Genomic DNA, 19,432 nt, shown 5'->3' on the forward strand with positions numbered 1-19,432 from the left:
ATGCTATGACGACCAAACTTAGCTTAGCCTTTCACCATCGCCCGGCGGCTCACCACAAAACCCACCAAACCAAGCAACCACACCAACGGCACAGCCAACCAAGCCTGCCCAAAAGACACCAAAGAAAACTCCCCAGAACGCTCCAACCACACACCCATCAACTGCGCAGCCACCATACCCGCAGTAAAACCACCCATATTCGCCAACCCAGTACCAGCCGCCAAAACACCCGGCGATAAGCGCTCGCGCACGGTATCAAAACCGTAGTTGGACGCTGGAACGAACATACCCAGCAGAGCAACAGCTACCAGCAGCAGCCAGAAGGATCCGCCTGCCTGGAAGAAGACCAGGAAGCTCAGCACGATCAGACCAGACATGGTAATTGCCGCGTACTCACGTTTGGCACCAAATCTGGGGGAGACGGCTCCCAGAAGCGGGCCAGAGACAATATTGACCGCTGTGCAGAGCACCAGTGCCATACCTGCGGTCTGAGCCGGTAGACCCAGCCCCAACGTCATCATGGGTACACCCCAAATAAGGGTGAAAACGATCAGCGGCACCAGGCCCATCCAGTGCACGAAGAAAGCTTGCCAGCAGACCGGTGACTTCAGCACCGACCCTAGACGCGCTGAAAAGGAGCCTAGGGGGATGGGCGTGGTGAGGGGTGGACGCGGTGAGTCTCTTAGCGCTACCCAGGCGGCTAAGCCGACAAGAATGCCCACTGAACCCAGCGACACAAAGGCCACCGTCCAGCCCTGCACTTTCAGGAGTGAAAGGAAAGGTATAGCTGACAAAAATTGGCCCAGCTGCCCAATAGCTGCTGATGTTTGGGCAATGAGTGGAGCCCTTTTGAGGGGGAACCACTCGGGGATCAGCCTCATGAGGGAAAGAAAAGCGGTGGCATCGCCCACCCCAATGAGTGCTCTGGCGCCCAGAGCGACAGAGAAAGAGGCAGTGATGCCCAAAAGAATCTGCCCGCATGCCATGATGACGGCACCAATTGACATGAGCCGGCGGGGGCCGAAGCGGTCAATGAGAAGGCCCATCACAATCTGCGACAGCGCATAGACACCCACCTGCAAGGACGTGAAGACGGCAAGTTGCGAGGCACCTACATCAAAACGTTCCAGTGCGAAAACGCCTGAGACACCAAAGGACGTTCGCCCGGTGATCGCCACCAGGTAAACGGAAACCGCCACCAACCACACTACAAACGCTCGACTCACCGGATCACAACCTTTCAACCCTTCCGATTATATGACCCGCCTAATCCGTAAATACTCATCACCCGCTTCTACCGTAGATATAGGTGCAAGAGCGGTTCGCAGTTAGAGAAAGGACGGGAAATAAACAGGACACGGTAGTACAGCTCACACTAAAGAGAAATAAACTTATATCAGCGGGTGAACAGCACTCGGGCATCCGCACCAAAAACTATTTAAGGTTAAAAACTATGAAGGCAGCTCGTTTCTACGACCGTAACGACATCCGCATCGAAGAAATAGAAGAACCTACACCCGTCGAAGGAGAAGTGCTCATCAGCGTCGCCTGGTGTGGCATTTGCGGCACCGACCTTCACGAATATCTCGAAGGCCCCATCTTCTGCCCCACTCACACCACCCCACACCCCATCTCCGGAGAAACCGCCCCTGTTACTCTGGGGCACGAATTCTCAGGTGTTGTTGCAGCACTGGGTTCAGGCGTCACTGACCTCGAGGTTGGAGACCACGTAGTAGTTGAGCCCTACATCATCGATGAGAGCGTTGATACCGGCCCCACCTCAAAGGATTACCACCTCTCAGAAAATATGAACTTCATCGGCCTCGCCGGGCGAGGTGGCGGGCTTGCCGAAAAAATTGCTGTCAAACGTCGTTGGGTTCATAAAATCTCTAAAGACCTCCCGCTCGATGAAGCAGCCCTTATCGAACCTCTTTCTGTCGGCTACCACGCCGTGGAACGCGCTGGCGGAGTCAAAGAAGGCGACATTGCTCTTGTCGGTGGAGCCGGCCCTATCGGACTACTCACTGCTGCCGTCCTCAAAGCTCAGGGCGCAATAGTTATCATCAGTGAAACTTCCAGCCTGCGCCGCCAAAAAGCACTCGACTCAGGGGTAGCCGATTACGCGCTCTCACCCACTGAAGTAGATATCCCCGAAGAAGTTAAAAAGCTTACCAACGGCAAAGGTGCTGACCTCGCCTTTGAATGCACCTCCGTCAATGTCGTCCTTGATACCCTCTTCGATGCCATCAAGCCTCAGGGTGTCATCGTTGTTGTCTCTATCTGGGGCAAACCTGCCAGCCTGGACATGCAAAAACTTGTCCTCAAAGAAGTAGACCTACGCGGCACTATCGCCTACGTCAACAACCACCCTGAAACCATCAAGCTTGTGGAATCAGGCAAAATCAACCTCAAACCGTTTATCACCGGAAAAATCTTGGTCGACCATCTCGTGGACGAAGGGTTTGACACCCTCATCAACCGCAACGAAACGGCTGTCAAGATCCTGGTTACTACCAACCCGAGCTTCTCGCTGGACACCAGTAACTAAAAGGGGAGTCTCACTCTAAGCGCCACCGACCTTAGATGTCGGTGGCGCTTGCCTGCTCTGTAGCTGCAGTTTTACGCACAAACTGTCACAAACACCGGCGTAGCATTACCCCAAGAACCTGGGAGCACGCTATATTTTTATGTATGGCAAAGAAAAAAGTTACCCTCGCAACCGCCCTCGCGGCGTCCGCTCTTCTAGCAGGCTGCGCTCAGACCGTTGTTCCCGGCATGGGCATCGAAGAAATTAGCGACTGGGGTGGCCGTGACGACATCACCTTTCAGGTAATGGCATCGCTGGAGGGCAATGAAGCACCCGCCAAGGTCACTGTTTACCAGGATCAAATGTCTTTTGACGGCAACACTGCTGAATTCACCGGCGAAGCTTTCTACAAGCTCACCGTAGATGACCTGGCTGACCTCTCCGACTCTCAGATCCGTATCTCCGTTGAAGCAGAAGACCCCAACGCTGAGGTAGCCTGCGGCCTTAAGGGCACCGGTCTCACCCACCCACTGCACTCCACCGAAGCTGAAGGCACTGGCAGCGCATCCTGCGTGCTGAACGTCGACTAGCGAGCAAGCTCCACACCAAGACACACACCTCAGGGGTGGGCATCACCGGTAGATGCCCACCCCTTGTCTTGACTCACCCTCTATCTGGCCTCGCCACTGTTCTACCCTGGCGTGTCAGGGCATAGAGTATGAAAAAATAAGGATTATGAGCACTTCAGGCGCACAAGAATTCATGAATATAGCCCGAGAGGCAGCCGGCGAAGCTGTTAATATGGGTTTCCGTATCGGTAATAGAATCCACGCTCACCGTGAGCGCAGAGCGGAGCGGAACCAGCTTGAGCCGGTCATTGTGCCCAGCGTGGGCTACGGCAGCGAAGGCTGGGTACGCGTGCTGGGGCGGGTGCTCTACAAAACCGATCTCTTTGAAGAATTTTTTGACTCCGTTGAAAAAGGCGATCCTGCCGTTGAGCCGGTGCGAGGCTGGCGCTCCTTCACTTCTGTGGCAATTTCATATGCAAAGATTACCGTTGAAATTGCAGGGGTTACCCACGAAGTTCAGGCGGACCGCGGCGGGGTCGTGGACGTCCGTCTTGAGCAGCAGCTCGAACCCGGTATGCACAATGTCACCATGCGTACTGATGGTGGACACCCAGCCAAAACCAGCGTTTATATTGTTCCCAAAGACCAGCAAATCGGAATTATCTGCGATGTCGATGACACCGTCATGAACACCGCACTTCCCCGGCCACTACTGGCAGCGTGGAACTCTTTTGTGCTCAACGAGCATGCACGCAGCGCTACACCCGGCATGGCAGTCATGATGGATCGCCTGCACCGCACCTACCCCTCAGCCCCCTTCATGTACCTTTCGACTGGGGCGTGGAATGTTGCGCCCACTCTGCGCCGTTTCCTGCACCGCAACGGCTACCCCAAGGGAACCTTCCTGCTCACTGACTGGGGCCCCACCCCAGACCGCTGGTTCCGATCAGGCCAGCAACATAAGGTCAGCACTCTTAAGCGGCTGGCCGCTGAATTTCCTCACATCACATGGATTCTTATCGGTGATGACGGTCAGCGTGACCCCGAAATTTATAATGGGTTCGCGGTGCGCTACCCTCACAACGTTGAAGCGATTTTGATCCGCAACCTCACTTTTGGTGAATCGGTGCTGTCCTCTGGTCGTGTCTGGGGTGACAAACGCGCCCAGGAAATCACCAAGGGAGCGCTCTGGCTTGAAGGCAACGACGGCACTGCCCTCTACGAGCAACTCAAAGAGCGCGGTCTAGTTTAGAGTCACACACCTCAGCCCTGTCTCAGGACGCCGGCCCCAGCAGTAGCCCACAGTGGTTGCCGCCTGGGCCGGCGTTCTTATCTACGCCTCGTTCTTGCCCACCAAAAAACTCGGCTTGTCAAGTGTCAGACGCACCGGCGAAGCCGACACTCCGAGGCGAAAAAACTGCCCAAAATTTAAGGGGAGACAGCGCTGATCTCAAGCCTAAAGTTTACGTTGAATCCCTGATTCCTGTTTAAACCGCGGAATCTTGCGGGTTAAGAAAATCTATTCCCACCGGAGCACAAAACACCTGCTTTTAAGCTCACAGTAACCAGCTTTCAGCTTCTCTTAAAAGAGCCCGGTGTGGATAACTCTCAGAAACCGCGAGAACAAGCGGAACCAAGCTGTGGATAGCCGCGTGTCTGTAAAAAATTGGTAAGAGACCACACTATCTAGGGGGTTGCGCGAGGAGGTGACACTAGATGTAGTATTAAATCTCGGTTCGGGGCACAAGAGCTTTAGCCTTCAAAACCCCAACCAGCAGACACGCCACTTCCCATATCCCCGTCTGAGGGGTACCCCAAGGAGAGCTCCATCATGACCGTAACGGTGTACACCAAGCCAGCCTGCGTCCAGTGCAACATGACCTACCGCGCACTCGATAAGCTCGGCGTTAACTACAACACCGTGGACATCACCGAGGACGCCGATGCGCTGGCTCGCATCAAGGGCCTGGGTTACCTGCAGGCACCGGTTGTTATCGCTGGCGATGACCACTGGTCCGGGTTCCAGCCCGATAAAATCAACGCTCTTGCAGCTGCCGCAGCCTAACGCTTTACGATAGCCCGGGCGAAAATTCCAGAGTGAATTGCCCGGGCTTCAGCATGTGCTGGCGAACCGCCGGTACATCAAGAGACCAGAACACCCCTTGCGGAGATGATGAGCTATGGAGACTAAACCCCCAGAAGAAATGCTGGCGACAGGTCAACCGACCATCGTTTACTTCTCGTCGGTCTCAGAAAATACTCATAAGTTCGTGCAAAAAACTGGCGTAGCGAATGTGCGGATCCCCCTTAAAACTGCGGAAGAGCCACCGATTATGCACGCACCCTATGTGCTCTGCGTGCCTAGTTACGGGCGTCCTGGGGGAGCGGGATCAATACCACCACAGGCAGTTAAATTTCTCAACCAGCCCCAAAACCGTGAGCACCTGGTAGGTGTTATCGGTGCGGGCAATACAAACTTTGGTGACCTCTACTGCATAGCAGCGGAGAAGGTTGCCACTAAATGTGGAGTTCCCCTGCTCTTCAAATTTGAGCTCATGGGAACCCAAGAAGATGTACAAAAAGTTCAAGAAGGATTGGAAGAATTTTGGAATCAAAACTCTCTGTACCCGGCCTCAGCGTAGAACCCGGTCACGAAGACCCCAGCACCCCCGATAAATACCGCGGCATGGGCTACCATGAGCTCAATGCACTACTGAACCTCTATGATGAGAACGGCCAGATTCAGTTTGAGGCTGACCGACAGGCAGCCCGCCAGTACTTCCTGCAGCACGTCAATAACAACACCGTGTTTTTCCACGACCTTGAAGAGAAGATTGACTACCTGGTCAAGCACCAGTACTACGAGCCCGAGGTCTTTGAGCGCTACTCCTTTGACTTCGTCAAGGCGCTCTCCAAGCGTGCCTACGCTCAGAAGTTCCGTTTCCCCACCTTCTTGGGTGCCTTCAAGTTCTACACTTCCTACGCGCTGAAAACCTTTGACGGCCAGCGTTACCTGGAACGTTTTGAAGACCGTGTGGTTATGACTGCGTTGCTGCTAGGTGAAGGCAACGAGCAGCTGGCAGAAAGCATCGTGGACGAGCTCATTTCGGGCCGTTTCCAGCCTGCCACCCCCACCTTCCTCAACGCCGGTAAGAAGCAGCGCGGTGAGCTGGTCTCTTGCTTCCTGCTCCGCATCGAAGACAATATGGAGTCCATCGGTCGCTCCATCAACTCAGCTCTGCAGCTCTCCAAGCGCGGCGGCGGTGTGGCATTCGCCCTCACTAACCTGCGTGAAGCTGGTGCGCCGATCAAGAAGATTGAGAACCAGTCCTCCGGCGTCATCCCTGTAATGAAGCTGCTTGAAGACTCCTTCTCATACGCTAATCAGTTGGGCGCACGTCAGGGCGCCGGTGCAGTTTACCTGCACGCTCACCACCCCGACATCTACTCCTTCCTGGACACCAAGCGCGAGAACGCGGACGAAAAGATCCGCATCAAGACCCTCTCACTGGGCGTCGTCATCCCAGATATCACCTTTGAGCTGGCCAAGAAGAATGAGGACATGTACCTCTTCTCGCCCTACGACGTTGAGCGCATCTACGGCGTACCCTTCTCAGATATCAACGTCACCGAGAAGTACTACGAGATGGTCGATGATGCCCGCATCAAGAAGACCAAGATTAACGCCCGCGAGTTCTTCCAGACCCTGGCTGAAATTCAGTTTGAGTCCGGCTACCCCTACGTCATGTTCGAAGACACCGTGAACAAGGCAAACCCGATCGAGGGCAAGATTATTATGTCTAACCTCTGCTCGGAAATCCTTCAGGTCTCAGAGCCTTCCGTTTACAACGCTGACCTTAGCTACGCAACCGTAGGTAAGGACATCTCCTGTAACCTGGGTTCACTGAACATCGCCCTGGCGATGGACGGCGGCGACCTGGCCCAGACTGTCGGCACCTCTATTCGTGCACTCACCTCTGTCTCTGACCAGTCAGACATCACCTCCGTGCCCTCCATTGAGCGCGGTAACTCCATGAGCCACGCTGTGGGTCTGGGGCAGATGAACCTGCACGGCTACCTGGCCCGTGAGCACGTCTACTACGGTTCAGAAGAAGCACTGGACTTCACCAACATGTACTTCTACACGGTGACCTACCACGCCATCCGCGCGTCCATGGAAATCGCCAAGGAGCGCAAGGAAACCTTTGTGGGCTTTGAGAAGTCAAAGTACGCGTCGGGGGAGTACTTCGAGAAGTACATCAACGGCACCTGGGATTTCGAAACCGAGCGCGCCCGCGAACTCTTTGCCGGTCACTTTGTGCCCGGTGCTGAGGACTGGAAGCAGCTGGCAGCTGAGGTTGCTGAGCACGGTATGTATAACCAGAACCTGCAGGCTGTACCGCCCACCGGTTCTATCTCTTACATCAACGGCTCCACCTCATCGATCCACCCCATTGCATCGAAGATCGAGATCCGTAAGGAAGGCAAGCTGGGCCGCGTCTACTATCCGGCACCCTTTATGACCAATGAGAACCTGGACTACTACCAGGACTCCTACGAAATTGGTTACGAGAAGATCATTGATACCTACGCTGTGGCAACCCAGCACGTGGATCAGGGCCTGTCACTGACCCTCTTCTTCAAGGACACTGCGACCACCCGCGACGTCAACCGGGCCCAGATTTACGCTTGGCGTAAGGGCATCAAGACCATCTACTACTCACGTATTCGTCAGATGGCTCTTGAAGGCACCGAGATTGAGGGCTGCGTCAGCTGCATGCTCTAAAGCTTAAAGACTTGAGGGAGCTACGTTGGCGCGTAACTCCCTCAACAAAGACTCAGCAAGTCTGAGGCACAATTGGATTGTCGTTTCATTCTAACGGGTTTTGAATAGCTTGAACACAAGGTTTGAGCGACCTTAGCTGAGTCATGAATCACCTAGATAGGATGATATAAATGGCAAGTAAAGGTTCTACCAAGGGCAGCAAGTCTGGTGGAGGAAAATACCGCTCTGCTAAGACCGGCCGCTACGTTACTAAAAAGTACGGCAAGGGGAACCCGGATACTACGGTAAAAGAATCAAAGTAACCGTATTCTGCTATAGATAGGGTGGGTGAGCAAAGTTTGCTCACCCACCTGTTCTATTATTAAATAACTAATAAGTTAAACTGATTATTTTCGGATGGCGCCTTTTGGAAAATTTTTTAGCAGAACACGCGCGCAGCCTCCACCATTCGGTGTTCAGAATGCATCGACGGCTGAGGAATGAGTCAGCTAGTTCTTCGCCCTTCACTTTTTCTGAGGAAACGGTGCTGGCTCAGCTACTGGTGCAGCCTCGGCAGACGGGGGCGGAGCTGGCTCGTTTTCAGCAGATCACACCGCAGTCTATGAATGTCATTGTCAACTCACTGTTGGCACGAGGTTACCTATCATCGGGTAAGAATCTGCTAGATAAACGCCGCAAAGAGCTCTATCTCACCGAGCAGGGAACCCGAATGATCACGTCCATTCAGGCTGAGCGCGAAGAGTGGCTGGTGGGCAGAGTTGCAGAGGCACTGAGTGAAGAAGAAACTCAGATGCTGGTCAAAGCATTGCCGGTACTGCGTACCATGGTGGACCGCGCGTCACGCTTGGGTTCAGACGAGCATGAAAGTGAAGTTCCGGATGAACATGAGGAGGAGGCGGGGGTTTAGTACGCCGCAGTGGAAGGGGCCAACTTCGATATGAGACGTGCGCTATGTAGTTAGGTAGTGTCATTAGGGCCGGAAGAATGGAAGAATAGAAGACGATGCGCATTTTTGCGCGAAAGAATTTTGAACGAGGAGTTTCCCACCGTTATGAGTGAAAAGGTCAAGCTGGTTCACCACGTTGAAGCAATCAACTGGAACCGTATTGAGGACGAAAAAGATCTTGAGGTTTGGGACCGTCTGACCTCTAACTTCTGGCTACCTGAGAAGGTGCCCCTGTCTAATGATGTGCAGTCCTGGAAGACACTGACCGATGAAGAGAAGCAGCTGACCATGCGCGTTTTCACCGGCCTGACCCTGCTTGATACCATTCAGGGCACTGTGGGCGCTGTGTCTCTGCTGCCCGATGCTGTGACTGCTCACGAAGAAGCGGTGTACACCAACATTGCTTTCATGGAGTCGGTGCACGCTAAGAGCTATTCTTCTATCTTCTCCACCCTCTGCAGCACCAAGGAAATCGATGAGGTTTTCCGCTGGTCCACCGAGAATGATCACCTTCAGAAGAAGGCCAACATCGTGATGGATTACTACCAGGGCGATGATCCGCTGAAGAAGAAGGTTGCCTCAACCCTGCTGGAATCCTTCCTCTTCTACTCGGGCTTCTACCTGCCCATGTACTGGTCATCGCACGCCAAGCTGACTAACACTGCTGACTTGATCCGTCTCATCATTCGCGATGAGGCTGTGCACGGCTACTACATTGGTTACAAGTTCCAGCGCGCCCTGGAAAAGGAAAGCCCGGAACGTCAGGCGGAGCTCAAAGAATACACCTTTAACCTGCTCTACGAACTGTACGAGAACGAAGTGGCTTACACCGCTTCACTTTACGATGGTGTTGGGCTGACTGAGGACGTCAAGAAGTTCTTGCATTACAACGCTAACAAGGCACTGATGAACCTGGGCTACGAGGCGATGTTCCCCGCTAGCGTCACCAATGTGTCCCCGGCAATTCTCTCAGCGCTTTCACCGAACGCGGACGAGAACCACGACTTCTTCTCAGGCTCCGGCTCTTCCTACGTGATTGGCAAGGCCGTGAACACCGAGGACGAGGACTGGGATTTCTAAACCATTCCTGACTTGGACCCCCGTAGTTTTATCCTTAGAACAGCAACATAGCGTAGCTGTTGAGAGGGAAACTGCGGGGGTTTATTGTTGGGGTCCCTGGTGCCGCCACCGCTTGGATACGGACTTAACTGTCTAGGACAGCTTTGTCATGCTTATAGTGGCAAATAGGGATTGGTCGTAGCACTTCAATCTAAAATCCAGCCCCTGCATCTTGCGCTTTGGGGTGAGATTGTTGTTGGTTATGCCTCTAAGGAACGAACTGTAGCTCGGATTATATCTGCGAAAGCGTAGATGTCCTCTAAGTCATTAATGGGATGCCTAGTTTCCTTTTTATCAGCATCGAAGGTCCCGACGTACCACTGAGACTTTGCATTGAAGTGTAAGCGTGCAATGGATTTACGTTTGTTGTCAGTGATTTCTTCGGTGAGCTGCTCGGCGAGTTCTTTTCTGGCTCGTTGTGTTCTGCGTTCGGCGAGACTGGCTCGGGTAAGATGTGGCATGGATTAGTCACCTTTCTGGAAGATCAAAAGCCCCTGGGTTATTGCCGTCTGCAGCGGCTCCCGGGTCAACTCATAAATTTTTAATAGATAAATAGAACGGAATAGAAATGAACCCAGCTAGAACCCTGGATAATCTGTACACAAAATGGTCAAATGGAGAAAAGCTTGGGAACAGGATAGTAACCGGCCGACAGGAAATACGAAAAGAAGCATTAGCCGAACTTCATACAGCGGTTCGATCGCTTGTTGAGCTTGATCATTATTTTGATCTGATGGAACACCAAGGCAGAGATGTCAAAAAATATCGCTTAAAAATGTCTAATTACATAAAAGCAGTTTTTGATTCATGTAATAATTTAAGTCAAATCGACGCTTTTGCTCGAAATCTAATGCCATTTCTCGCTGATGTTATTGATTCTCTTACTGGGCAAGCACTAAAGATACGAGTAGATATTGAAGAGCATGCTGAAAGTCTCGATAGCCAGGTAGCCTCTCTAATCCAATCTTTCCTTGATGATGATTCTTTGGACCCAACTTTTAGGAATCATGCCGTTATGCTTTGTAAGCATATTCAAGAAAATATCCGGAATATTGAGGATGCAGGTTACTTCGATTTTTCTGAATCAGTTAGACTACTTGGTGTTTATGTTTCGGCGGCCGCTGAGCGAAGTACAAATGGGACTTTTAAGGAGGCTTTTCGAAAATTCAATGAAGAATTTTTGAAACATCCTCTTGCCCCATATGCTCTTACGAGTACAGCAGCTTTTTTGGGGATGAAAGAGCTTGGTTAGTAAGTACCTTCGCGATTTCTGATCTGATGGCCTCATCGACTTCAACCCATGACAGGACCTTTTCGATGGGTCTTTCTTATAGGCCAAAAAGAACAGTTCAGCCAGCACATTGATTAGCTAATTGAGCTTACCGTCGGGCTCCTACTCAGGGTCTAGACGGCTGGTCATTTGGCAGTGTTGAGCCTATTCTTGGCCTGCGTAGTTTCAACAATTTGATGTGCAGTCTTATTGGCGGTGCTATTTAGAGCCTGTGTTCCGTCGGGTCAACTTCTATCATCTGGCCGGCTAGCCTTGATTAGGTCATGCGGGGGGGGGGTATTGTTGTGGTGCTTTATGCCTCCACCACTTATAAATCTTGGTCTTATGGGGGTAGCGTTTCTGCACGGCCCACAGGGCAGCTAGCTTTTTTGGGCTGGTTCCTTTCCAAAGGATCCACTCCACGAATTCCCCGTCGATTTTCTCGGGACATCCCTCGGCCATATCGGGGCGGGCAGTGCCGTGAAAACGCAACCACCGGCGTCCAACCCGCCACAACCGCACCAAACGCGGAGCCAACAAAATATAAATCTGATCTGCCTCATCCAGGCGCCGCTCAAACTCCACGTTAGAGTACCCGCCCTCAATCACCCAGGCGTCATGCGAGTCCATGAAGTCCCGCACAAGAGCACGTTCGTCCTCAAGGGTTCGCTCATCCCAACCCGGCAACCAATGAACCCTATCCAGGTGCAAAACCGGCACCTGGTGCCTATCAGCCAGGGTACGTGCCCAGGTCGATTTTCCTGCACCGCTCAAACCAAGAACCACAATCTTCATGCTCTCAGTTTAACCGCGGCACATAATCTGCCCTCGGGCGAGCAGGCAGAGTACCCTAGATAGGTATACCTGCACCCCAGAAAGTGAGCTATGCCCACACCAATCGTCAGCTATGAGGACGCCCTGGCTCTGCTCAACCGGCAGCTGTCGGTGGATATGTGCCTGCCACCAGCGTCATTTGATCTCGCCTTCCAGCACGGCTCGACGCTGCTCACCAGTCAGCGTCTACCCCTCGAAGAGATGGACGCTGACCGCCGCCGCTACCGTGACCACTGGGAGCTTCGCCTCATCAACTACCGCGGGCTCACTGCAGTCTCTGCCGCCCACCCGCGCGTCCTGGACGCCGCCCAAGCACTGCTGGCAGGGGACAATGGCAACTGGGTGGGCGACTACTCCGAGCTGCGCAAACTCAACGACTATCTCACCCCCTTCGCCCTGCAGGTCTCGAGCACCTCACTCTTTTACACCCCCGGTCGCATTTTCTGGCAGCACCAACCGGCGGCGTCCGCGCAGGACGTTAAGTTGCCGCAGATAGAGGGGTACGAGCTGCGCTGGTTAGAACCGCAGGAGCTTGAAGCTTTCCGCAACGATGAGCGTTTCAGCAATGCCCTGGGCTTCAAAGAACTACGCCCAGATGTGCAAGTGCTAGCCGCACTTGCCGACGGTGAAACTGTAGCCCTTGCCGGGGCCAGCGAGGACTCCAACCTCATGCAGCAGATTGGCATCGATGTGCTACCTCAGCACCGTGGTGCAGGGTTAGCCGGCACCCTGGTCAGGACGCTGGCAGAGGCCATTATCGCCGAAGGCTTTTTACCCTTCTACGGCACCAGCCCCTCGCACATCATTTCACAAAGAGTAGCGCTCAACGCCGGTCTGCAACCCACCTGGTGGGAGTTTGTTTCCACCAGCCTCAACGAAATTTCTGTGGACTAGGTGCACCGTGCAACTTCAACGATTCGGCAGTGATCATACCGCCACCATGACCGAGATGATCGATAGCGCCATGAAGACGGTGCGTGCTGTCGGCAGGGGAGAGCAACCCTCAACCCTGCGGCTCTACCGCCCGGCACCCACGGTTGCTTTTGGGCGCCGGGACGAGCTTAACCCGCAATTTTCGGCCGCGCGCCAGGCCTGTATCGACCAGGGTTTCGAACCTTTGGTGCGCACCGTTGGCGGGCATGCTGCTGCCTACCATCGCGGGTGCCTGGTGGTGGATCATTTTCAGTACGCCCCGGATGCCGTCAGCGGTAATCACGAGCGTTACGGCATTTTTGGAAGCATGTTTGCAGAGGCTTTAGAAAGTCTCGGCATTCAAGCGGGCGTGGGGGAGCTACCCGGCGAATACTGCCCCGGCGAATACTCGGTCTGGGGCCAGATTCCCGGCGGTTACCGGGTAAAAATTATTGGTACCGCGCAGCGCGTGGTTTCGGGTGCCTGGTGGTTCTCCAGCGGTATCGTCGTGGAGAACCCTGATCCGCTACGCGCAGTGACCGAAGATGTCTATCGTGCCCTTGGCCTGCCCTTAGAACTGGCAACGGTAGGGGCTCTGACCGATATTGAACCGCTCATGACCGTTGACGATATTGAAGACGCTGTTATCGAGGCCTATGAAAGTGAGGGTTTCTAATGTGCGGCCGTTACGCTCTTGAACTAGCTTTAGAGCATACCCAGTACCTAGCAGGAGTCCAGCTCACAGAACCAATAGCCAATTACAACGTGGCACCCACCCATACGGTGCCCATTCTGGTGGATAGGCTGTTTGGGGACGAAACCCTGGAAGTTATGCCAGGTAGCACCGCATCTTTTGCTCCGCACGCTAGCCCGGACGCCGCGCCGTCCGCACCAGCCCAGGGCAGGTTTGTACGTGAGATGCACGCAGCCCGCTGGGGCCTGTTGCCGGGCTGGGCTAAAGACCCTTCCTTTGCATCACGTGCTTTCAACGCGCGCAGTGAGACGATCTTCACCAAGCCCACCTTCCGTGAAGCGGCGGTGGCAGGGCACTGCGCTGTACCGGTTAGCGGCTACTACGAGTGGAAAACCGAGACAACTGCTGCCGGTAAAACAGCTAAAACCCCCTATTTTGTGCACCGCGCAGACGGTCGGCCCATCTACTTTGCTGGGCTGTACGAGTGGTGGAAGATCCCCGAAGAGTTTGCTGGCCCTGGTTCCGGTTTTGAAGGGCAGGGCGGCGAATGGTTGCTGAGTTGCTCCATCATCACCATGGATTCACCGGGAAACGGTGAATTTGATAGCGGCATTCTGGCTGATTTGGGTGGCGAAGCGCCCTACGCCAACCAGATCGAAGAGCAGCTGGGGCAGCTGCATAACCGTCTGCCGATTCCCCTGAGCGTAGCCGATGACCGGAATATAAGCGAAAGCGACAATCTGACCTTCTGGCTGCGTTCGGGGAGAGCCGCTGGCACCCGTAAACCAGCCGACGCCGCGTCTAAATTGCATCAACGTCAGAGTGCAGAAGCAGCACTAGCTCAACTTCGGGAGCAGGCATTCGCTCAGACTGCGGGCTGGGCGATGCACCCGGTCTGCAAGGATGTCGGGAACGTCAGTAACAACGCACCCTACCTGATTGAACCCGCCGAAGACCTACTGACAGGGCTCTAGGCACGCAGAAAGCAGAGAAAAAGGGGCTAACCGCTGTTTGCGGTTAGCCCCTTGTCTTAGACCTTAGAGGATGTCTTCTGCCTCAGGGTACCAACGGTTGAAATCGAGGGTGAGGTAGAGGGCTAGTGCTGCAGAGTTGTTGGCCTGGATGCGTACGGTAACCTGCTCGTAGCCGTCCTCGAACATCTGATTAATAGACCTGCGAATCAACTGTTCAGCAAGACCCTCACGGCGGCGGGATGCTGCGGTAAAGAGCTCATAGATGGTCGGCAGATCTTTGGGTTCACTCACAGGGCTGTGCTTGAGGCAGAGGGACGCGGCAATAATGCGGTCGTGTTCATCAACGACGACGGGGGATGCATCGGTGTAGAACTCACCGTGTTCACCGCGCAAAATCTTTTCCATCTCGGTGGCTGCTTCAGCCTGGGAGCTGAAGCGGTCGCCTTCGTAGGAGGCGAAGTAGAGACGGGCTAAAGCCTCAGCGTCTTCAACCTGGGCAGGGCGAGTGCTGACGGTGATGGGCTTCGTTGCTTTGGATGTCTGGGAAACGAGGGTGATAAAGCCGCTCATCGCGAGCCTCCTTAGTATCTGAAATAAATTACACTGTGAGGTACAGAGTACTCTGTTTGCTAATAGTTATGTAAGGTATTTGTTATAAATTCATCTGCTTTTCTTTGTATTTCTTATCAATTAAAGAGTGTTTGACCTGCAGATTCGTTGATGATACTAAAAGAACTAAAGTTTTTAGAGGAGTAGAAATATGAAGTTCGCTCAGATACTTTTACGAGGAAAACCAGTTGCTGTTATCGAGCAAGGATCACGCTGGTATCAGCTGGATAAACCCTTGGCTGACTACTTGGCGACCAGCAAGGTTCAGGTCATTTCTGCCGAGCAGATAGGTGCTCAACCGTTAGATCTGAGTGAGGACGACTTCATCCGCCCCTTAAGCAACGTCTCCCGGGTGCTGTGCGTAGGCCTTAACTTCACCGACCATGCCAAAGAAGTGGGCGCTGAAACCCCCTCCCACCCCACTATTTTCACCAAGTTCGGAAATGCGCTCATTGGCCCTGGTGAGCAAATTCAGATACCAGCTGAGAGCAATAAAATTGACTGGGAAGTTGAACTCTGCGCCGTAGTTGGCAAGGAGGGGCGCCGCATCCCGGTTGAAGAAGCTGAGGAATATCTGCTGGGTTACACCGTCCTCAATGACGTATCGGTGCGGGACTGGCAGGGGCGCACCAGCGAGTGGTTCCAGGGGAAGAACTGGGACTCAATGACCCCCTTCGGCCCGGTCATCGTCAGCCCCGACGAGCTAGATATTGCTGGCGGGTTGGCAATGACTTGCACCGTGGACGGCGAGACACGGCAGCAGGGTAGCACCGCCAACCTCATTTTTAGACCGGCTGAAGTGATTTCATATATTTCAACCTTCATGACTTTGCAGCCCGGGGATCTTATCGCGCTGGGCACACCGGCAGGGGTTGGCCTTTCCCTGCGTCCGCGTAAGTGGCTGGCACCGGGGCAAACCGTGGTGACAGAGATTGAGGGCATTGGCCGCCTCACCAACGTCTGCTCCAGCGAGGGCGTGGCTTAACCCTCACTGGTGGGGAGCAACGCACCGGGGGAGCGTGGGGTATTCTGGACGATGTGTCGAAACGTTCTATTTGGTCAGCAAGTGGCGCCAGCATGGTGGTCCACGGAGATAACCTTGCCGTACTTAAAAACCTGCCCGATGAGTCGTTTCAGCTCATTTATATTGACCCACCCTTTAATACGGGCAAGGTGCAGCGCCGTCAGAGCATTAAGACGGTGCGCACCGAAGGTGGCTCACGGGTGGGCTACAAGGGGCACACCTACGAGACCATTAAGGGCGATGTCTACGGCTACAACGACTCCTTTGAGGATTATTGGGAGTTCTTAGAGCCTCGCCTGATTCAGGCGTGGCGCCTGCTCAAGCCCAGCGGCACCCTCTATCTTCACCTTGATTACCGCGAGGTGCACTATGCCAAGGTGGTGCTGGACGCCCTCTTTGGCCGTGAATGCTTCCTCAATGAACTCATTTGGGCTTACGACTATGGTGCCAAATCAAAGAAGAAGTGGCCGGCTAAGCACGACAACATCCTGGTCTACGTCAAAGACCCCCAGAACTACTACTTCAACTCTGAGGCGGTAGACCGCGAGCCCTACATGGCACCCGGTCTGGTCACCGAAGAGAAGGCGCTGGCTGGCAAACTACCCACGGACGTCTGGTGGCACACCATCGTTTCGCCCAGCGGCAAAGAGAAAACCGGTTACGCCACCCAGAAACCCCTGGGTATTCTGCGCCGTATCCTCCAGGCATCTAGTGCTGAAGGGGATTGGGTGCTGGACTTCTTTGGAGGCTCAGGCACCACCGGCCACGCCGCTGCCCAGCTTGACCGCAAGTTCCTGCTCATCGATCAGAACCCCGAGGCTGTCAAGGTCATGCGCAAACGTCTGCGCAGTATTGACGGTCTGGACGTTGATTTCAAGAAGTCCCGGGCAAAGGCACTGACTGCACCTCGGGTTGAAGGTGTCACCAAAGCCTCGTAAGGGCTTGATGGGCACTCCTCGGCGTCTTTACTAACGCCTATCCGTGCAAAACTTTTCACGTCTCTACCTATAGTTTCGCTGTCGCTCGGCACTGCGACAACGGGTAAACTTATGCTTAGCCTGCGCCCCTGTATCGCGCGGGTGTAAGCCCGGCCCACCCATCGTAGGGGTGAGCACCAAACTTTAGGAGACACTCTTTGTCTACCCTCAACATCACCGTTGCTGGCGAAAACGTCAACGTAGAAGCTGGCAGCAAAGCCGCTGACCTGTTCGCTGAGAAGAGCGACATTGTTGTTGCTCGTATCAACGGCACCCTGGTCGATCTCTCCACCGAACTAACCGCAGGCGACACTGTAGAGCCCGTGAGCGTTCACGACCAAGAAGGTCTTGAAGTGCTGCGCCACTCGGTTGCACACGTCATGGCACAGGCGGTGCAGGAATACCGCAAGGACGCCAAGCTGGGCATCGGCCCCTATATCACCGACGGCTTCTACTTTGACTTTGATGTTGAGGAGCCCTTTACCCCTGAGGATCTCAAGAAGATTGAGAAGTCCATGGTGAAGATTATTAAGAGCGGCCAGACCTTCCAGCGTCGCGTGGTCACCCACGAGCAGGCATGCGCTGAAATGGCGGACGAGCCCTACAAGCTGGAACTGCTAGAACTTGCTCAGGGCCCCGGCTCAGGCGCGGACGCCGCTGAAGGTGCATCCGTTGAGGTGGGCGCTGGCGAAATCACCATCTACGACAACGTTAACCGCAAGGGCGAGACCGTCTGGAAAGATCTCTGCCGCGGCCCGCACGTGCCCTCCACCAAGATTCTTGCCAACGGCTACGCACTGATGCGCACCGGTGGCGCTTACTGGCGCGGTTCAGAAAAGAACCCCATGCTGCAGCGTATCTACGGCACCGCCTGGCCTTCCAAGGAAGAGCTGGTTGCCTACAAGGACCGCATCGCTGAGGCTGAGCGTCGCGACCACCGCCGTCTGGGCGAAGAGCTTGACCTCTTCAGCTTCCCCAAGACCATCGGCCCCGGTCTGCCTGTATTCCACCCCAAGGGCGGCATCATCTTACGCGAGATGGAAAACTACGTGCGCGAACGCCACATCGCTGAGGGCTTCCAGTACGTCAAAACCCCGCATATCTCGAAGGAAGATCTCTTCTACACCTCCGGCCACCTGCCGTACTACTCAGACGGCATGTTCCCCCCGATGGAGGACGAGGGGCAGGCTTACCGCCTCAAGGCAATGAACTGCCCCATGCACAACGAGATTTTCCGTTCACGCGGCCGTTCTTACCGCGAGCTGCCCCTGCGTCTCTTTGAGTTCGGCACCGTCTACCGTGATGAGAAGTCCGGTGTGCTGCAGGGTCTGACCCGCGTGCGCATGATTACCCAGGACGACTCCCACAGCTATGTCACCAAGGAGCAGGCACCGGACGAGGTGCGTCACCTGCTGAAGTTCATGCTGAGCCTGCTTGAGGACTTCGGTATGACCGACTTCTACCTGGAACTTTCCACCCGCGACACCGAGGGTGATAAGAAGGATAAGTTCATTGGCACCGACGAGCAGTGGGAAGAAGCAACCGCTGTTCTGGAGCAGGTTGCTGCTGAGACCGGTCTTGAACTGGTAGCTGACCCCGGTGGAGCTGCCTTCTACGGCCCCAAGATTTCGGTTCAGGCGAAGGACGCAATCGGCCGTACCTGGCAGATGTCTACCGTACAGTACGACTTCAACCAGCCTGCGCGCTTCGGTCTGGAATACCAGGCATCCGATGGCTCCCGCCAGGAACCCGTTATGATTCACTCGGCTAAGTTCGGTTCGCTGGAGCGTTTCTTTGGCGTGCTGACCGAACACTATGCCGGTATGTTCCCGGCGTGGTTGGCTCCTGTTCAGGTGGTAGGTGTTCCCGTTGCTGAGGCTTTCAACGACTACATGGGCGAGGTTGCCGCTAAGTTGGCTGCTCAGGGTGTGCGTGTTGAGGTGGACTACGGCACTGACCGCTTCCCCAAGAAGATCCGCACCGCATCCAAGGAAAAGGTGCCCTTCATCCTGATTGCTGGTGGCGAGGACGCCGAGAACGGCGCGGTGTCCTTCCGCTTCCGCGACGGCTCCCAGGAAAACGGCGTGCCCGTGGACGAAGCCGTGGCTAGGATTGTCGAGCACATCAAGTCACGGAATAATGCGGATCCCCACTAAAAAAGTTCACGTATATTATTTGTACCCAGTACAGC

The 19,432-nt window shown here is 54.4% G+C and carries 20 protein-coding genes; 16 read left to right on the forward strand and 4 right to left on the reverse strand.

Translation table 11 applies throughout. From position 1 onward, the window contains the following. Positions 1 to 23: 23 nt before the first annotated feature. Positions 24 to 1,226, reverse strand: a complete 1,203-nt coding sequence (locus VVR27_RS08005) for a nitrate/nitrite transporter (RefSeq protein WP_368547875.1) — start codon at positions 1,224 to 1,226, stop codon at positions 24 to 26. 227 nt (positions 1,227 to 1,453) lie between these two features. On the opposite strand from VVR27_RS08005, the gene VVR27_RS08010 reads away from it, so the two are divergent. From VVR27_RS08010 to nrdF, 9 genes are all read left to right on the forward strand, one after another. Next, entirely contained in the window at positions 1,454 to 2,548 is a 1,095-nt protein-coding gene (locus VVR27_RS08010) for a 2,3-butanediol dehydrogenase (protein WP_368547876.1), read from the forward strand. Between the two features lie 143 nt (positions 2,549 to 2,691). Next, complete coding sequence (locus VVR27_RS08015; protein ID WP_368547877.1) at positions 2,692 to 3,117, forward strand: hypothetical protein; 426 nt, start codon at positions 2,692 to 2,694, stop codon at positions 3,115 to 3,117. A 145-nt stretch (positions 3,118 to 3,262) separates the two neighbouring features. Beyond that, a complete protein-coding gene (locus VVR27_RS08020; protein ID WP_368547878.1) occupies positions 3,263 to 4,348 on the forward strand; it encodes an App1 family protein in 1,086 nt (361 codons plus the stop codon). Positions 4,349 to 4,927: 579 nt separating this feature from the next. Beyond that, positions 4,928 to 5,161 carry a glutaredoxin-like protein NrdH gene (nrdH, locus tag VVR27_RS08025; protein ID WP_237203700.1) on the forward strand — a complete coding sequence of 78 codons (234 nt, stop codon included), beginning with the start codon at positions 4,928 to 4,930 and terminating at the stop codon, positions 5,159 to 5,161. Between the two features lie 115 nt (positions 5,162 to 5,276). Further along, positions 5,277 to 5,738: a class Ib ribonucleoside-diphosphate reductase assembly flavoprotein NrdI gene (nrdI, locus tag VVR27_RS08030; RefSeq protein WP_368547879.1), complete on the forward strand. Its 462-nt coding sequence runs from the start codon at positions 5,277 to 5,279 to the stop codon at positions 5,736 to 5,738. Positions 5,739 to 5,782: 44 nt separating this feature from the next. Beyond that, on the forward strand, positions 5,783 to 7,882 hold the full coding sequence (nrdE, locus tag VVR27_RS08035) for a class 1b ribonucleoside-diphosphate reductase subunit alpha (RefSeq protein ID WP_368547953.1): 2,100 nt from the start codon (positions 5,783 to 5,785) through the stop codon (positions 7,880 to 7,882). Between the two features lie 170 nt (positions 7,883 to 8,052). Continuing rightward, positions 8,053 to 8,184, forward strand: a complete 132-nt coding sequence (locus tag VVR27_RS08040; RefSeq protein WP_346873127.1) for a hypothetical protein — start codon at positions 8,053 to 8,055, stop codon at positions 8,182 to 8,184. Between the two features lie 158 nt (positions 8,185 to 8,342). Further along, complete coding sequence (locus VVR27_RS08045; protein WP_368547880.1) at positions 8,343 to 8,789, forward strand: MarR family winged helix-turn-helix transcriptional regulator; 447 nt, start codon at positions 8,343 to 8,345, stop codon at positions 8,787 to 8,789. A 144-nt stretch (positions 8,790 to 8,933) separates the two neighbouring features. Further along, a complete protein-coding gene (gene nrdF, locus VVR27_RS08050) occupies positions 8,934 to 9,908 on the forward strand; it encodes a class 1b ribonucleoside-diphosphate reductase subunit beta (protein WP_368547881.1) in 975 nt (324 codons plus the stop codon). 239 nt (positions 9,909 to 10,147) lie between these two features. Here the strand turns inward: nrdF and VVR27_RS08055 are convergent, their stop codons facing one another. After that, positions 10,148 to 10,408, reverse strand: coding sequence for a hypothetical protein (locus VVR27_RS08055; protein WP_368547882.1), 261 nt, complete (start codon positions 10,406 to 10,408; stop codon positions 10,148 to 10,150). A gap of 107 nt (positions 10,409 to 10,515) precedes the next feature. On the opposite strand from VVR27_RS08055, the gene VVR27_RS08060 reads away from it, so the two are divergent. Next, positions 10,516 to 11,199: a hypothetical protein gene (locus VVR27_RS08060; protein ID WP_368547883.1), complete on the forward strand. Its 684-nt coding sequence runs from the start codon at positions 10,516 to 10,518 to the stop codon at positions 11,197 to 11,199. 300 nt (positions 11,200 to 11,499) lie between these two features. Here VVR27_RS08060 and VVR27_RS08065 read toward each other — a convergent pair whose 3' ends face one another. After that, complete coding sequence (locus VVR27_RS08065) at positions 11,500 to 12,012, reverse strand: AAA family ATPase (RefSeq protein WP_368547884.1); 513 nt, start codon at positions 12,010 to 12,012, stop codon at positions 11,500 to 11,502. Between the two features lie 90 nt (positions 12,013 to 12,102). On the opposite strand from VVR27_RS08065, the gene VVR27_RS08070 reads away from it, so the two are divergent. From VVR27_RS08070 to VVR27_RS08080, 3 genes are read left to right on the forward strand one after another with little or no spacing between them, the layout of a single operon-like run. Next, positions 12,103 to 12,945, forward strand: a complete 843-nt coding sequence (locus tag VVR27_RS08070) for a GNAT family N-acetyltransferase (RefSeq protein WP_368547885.1) — start codon at positions 12,103 to 12,105, stop codon at positions 12,943 to 12,945. A gap of 7 nt (positions 12,946 to 12,952) precedes the next feature. Continuing rightward, positions 12,953 to 13,639: a biotin/lipoate A/B protein ligase family protein gene (locus tag VVR27_RS08075; protein WP_368547886.1), complete on the forward strand. Its 687-nt coding sequence runs from the start codon at positions 12,953 to 12,955 to the stop codon at positions 13,637 to 13,639. Further along, positions 13,639 to 14,631 (forward strand): SOS response-associated peptidase, encoded by a 993-nt coding sequence (locus VVR27_RS08080; protein WP_368547887.1) that lies wholly within the window; start codon positions 13,639 to 13,641, stop codon positions 14,629 to 14,631. The genes VVR27_RS08075 and VVR27_RS08080 overlap by 1 nt, the downstream gene beginning before the upstream one ends. A 63-nt stretch (positions 14,632 to 14,694) precedes the next feature. Here VVR27_RS08080 and VVR27_RS08085 read toward each other — a convergent pair whose 3' ends face one another. Beyond that, positions 14,695 to 15,201, reverse strand: a complete 507-nt coding sequence (locus VVR27_RS08085; protein WP_368547888.1) for an N-acetyltransferase family protein — start codon at positions 15,199 to 15,201, stop codon at positions 14,695 to 14,697. 190 nt (positions 15,202 to 15,391) lie between these two features. On the opposite strand from VVR27_RS08085, the gene VVR27_RS08090 reads away from it, so the two are divergent. The 3 genes from VVR27_RS08090 (at position 15,392) to thrS (ending at position 19,397) form a co-directional block, all read left to right on the forward strand. Beyond that, positions 15,392 to 16,225 (forward strand): fumarylacetoacetate hydrolase family protein, encoded by an 834-nt coding sequence (locus VVR27_RS08090; RefSeq protein ID WP_368547889.1) that lies wholly within the window; start codon positions 15,392 to 15,394, stop codon positions 16,223 to 16,225. A 92-nt stretch (positions 16,226 to 16,317) separates the two neighbouring features. Continuing rightward, positions 16,318 to 17,202: a site-specific DNA-methyltransferase gene (locus VVR27_RS08095; protein ID WP_368547954.1), complete on the forward strand. Its 885-nt coding sequence runs from the start codon at positions 16,318 to 16,320 to the stop codon at positions 17,200 to 17,202. A 197-nt stretch (positions 17,203 to 17,399) separates the two neighbouring features. Then, a complete protein-coding gene (gene thrS / locus VVR27_RS08100; protein WP_368547890.1) occupies positions 17,400 to 19,397 on the forward strand; it encodes a threonine--tRNA ligase in 1,998 nt (665 codons plus the stop codon). Positions 19,398 to 19,432: the final 35 nt, after the last annotated feature.

This window comes from Rothia sp. LK2492, from assembly GCF_040946345.1.
Lineage (GTDB): Bacteria > Actinomycetota > Actinomycetes > Actinomycetales > Micrococcaceae > Rothia > Rothia endophytica.

Bases quoted from the DNA above. Each gene is read 5' to 3' on its own strand.
- VVR27_RS08045 (WP_368547880.1), top strand. From the start codon at position 8,343: ATGCATCGACGGCTGAGGAATGAGTCAGCTAGTTCTTCGCCCTTCACT.
- VVR27_RS08055 (WP_368547882.1), bottom strand. From the start codon at position 10,408: ATGCCACATCTTACCCGAGCCAGTCTCGCCGAACGCAGAACACAACGA.
- VVR27_RS08060 (WP_368547883.1), top strand. From the start codon at position 10,516: ATGAACCCAGCTAGAACCCTGGATAATCTGTACACAAAATGGTCAAAT.
- VVR27_RS08010 (WP_368547876.1), top strand. From the start codon at position 1,454: ATGAAGGCAGCTCGTTTCTACGACCGTAACGACATCCGCATCGAAGAA.
- nrdF (WP_368547881.1), top strand. From the start codon at position 8,934: ATGAGTGAAAAGGTCAAGCTGGTTCACCACGTTGAAGCAATCAACTGG.
- VVR27_RS08020 (WP_368547878.1), top strand. From the start codon at position 3,263: ATGAGCACTTCAGGCGCACAAGAATTCATGAATATAGCCCGAGAGGCA.
- VVR27_RS08095 (WP_368547954.1), top strand. From the start codon at position 16,318: ATGGTGGTCCACGGAGATAACCTTGCCGTACTTAAAAACCTGCCCGAT.
- nrdI (WP_368547879.1), top strand. From the start codon at position 5,277: ATGGAGACTAAACCCCCAGAAGAAATGCTGGCGACAGGTCAACCGACC.
- VVR27_RS08070 (WP_368547885.1), top strand. From the start codon at position 12,103: ATGCCCACACCAATCGTCAGCTATGAGGACGCCCTGGCTCTGCTCAAC.
- VVR27_RS08090 (WP_368547889.1), top strand. From the start codon at position 15,392: ATGAAGTTCGCTCAGATACTTTTACGAGGAAAACCAGTTGCTGTTATC.
- VVR27_RS08040 (WP_346873127.1), top strand. From the start codon at position 8,053: ATGGCAAGTAAAGGTTCTACCAAGGGCAGCAAGTCTGGTGGAGGAAAA.
- VVR27_RS08085 (WP_368547888.1), bottom strand. From the start codon at position 15,201: ATGAGCGGCTTTATCACCCTCGTTTCCCAGACATCCAAAGCAACGAAG.
- nrdH (WP_237203700.1), top strand. From the start codon at position 4,928: ATGACCGTAACGGTGTACACCAAGCCAGCCTGCGTCCAGTGCAACATG.
- VVR27_RS08065 (WP_368547884.1), bottom strand. From the start codon at position 12,012: ATGAAGATTGTGGTTCTTGGTTTGAGCGGTGCAGGAAAATCGACCTGG.
- VVR27_RS08015 (WP_368547877.1), top strand. From the start codon at position 2,692: ATGGCAAAGAAAAAAGTTACCCTCGCAACCGCCCTCGCGGCGTCCGCT.
- VVR27_RS08080 (WP_368547887.1), top strand. From the start codon at position 13,639: ATGTGCGGCCGTTACGCTCTTGAACTAGCTTTAGAGCATACCCAGTAC.
- nrdE (WP_368547953.1), top strand. From the start codon at position 5,783: ATGGGCTACCATGAGCTCAATGCACTACTGAACCTCTATGATGAGAAC.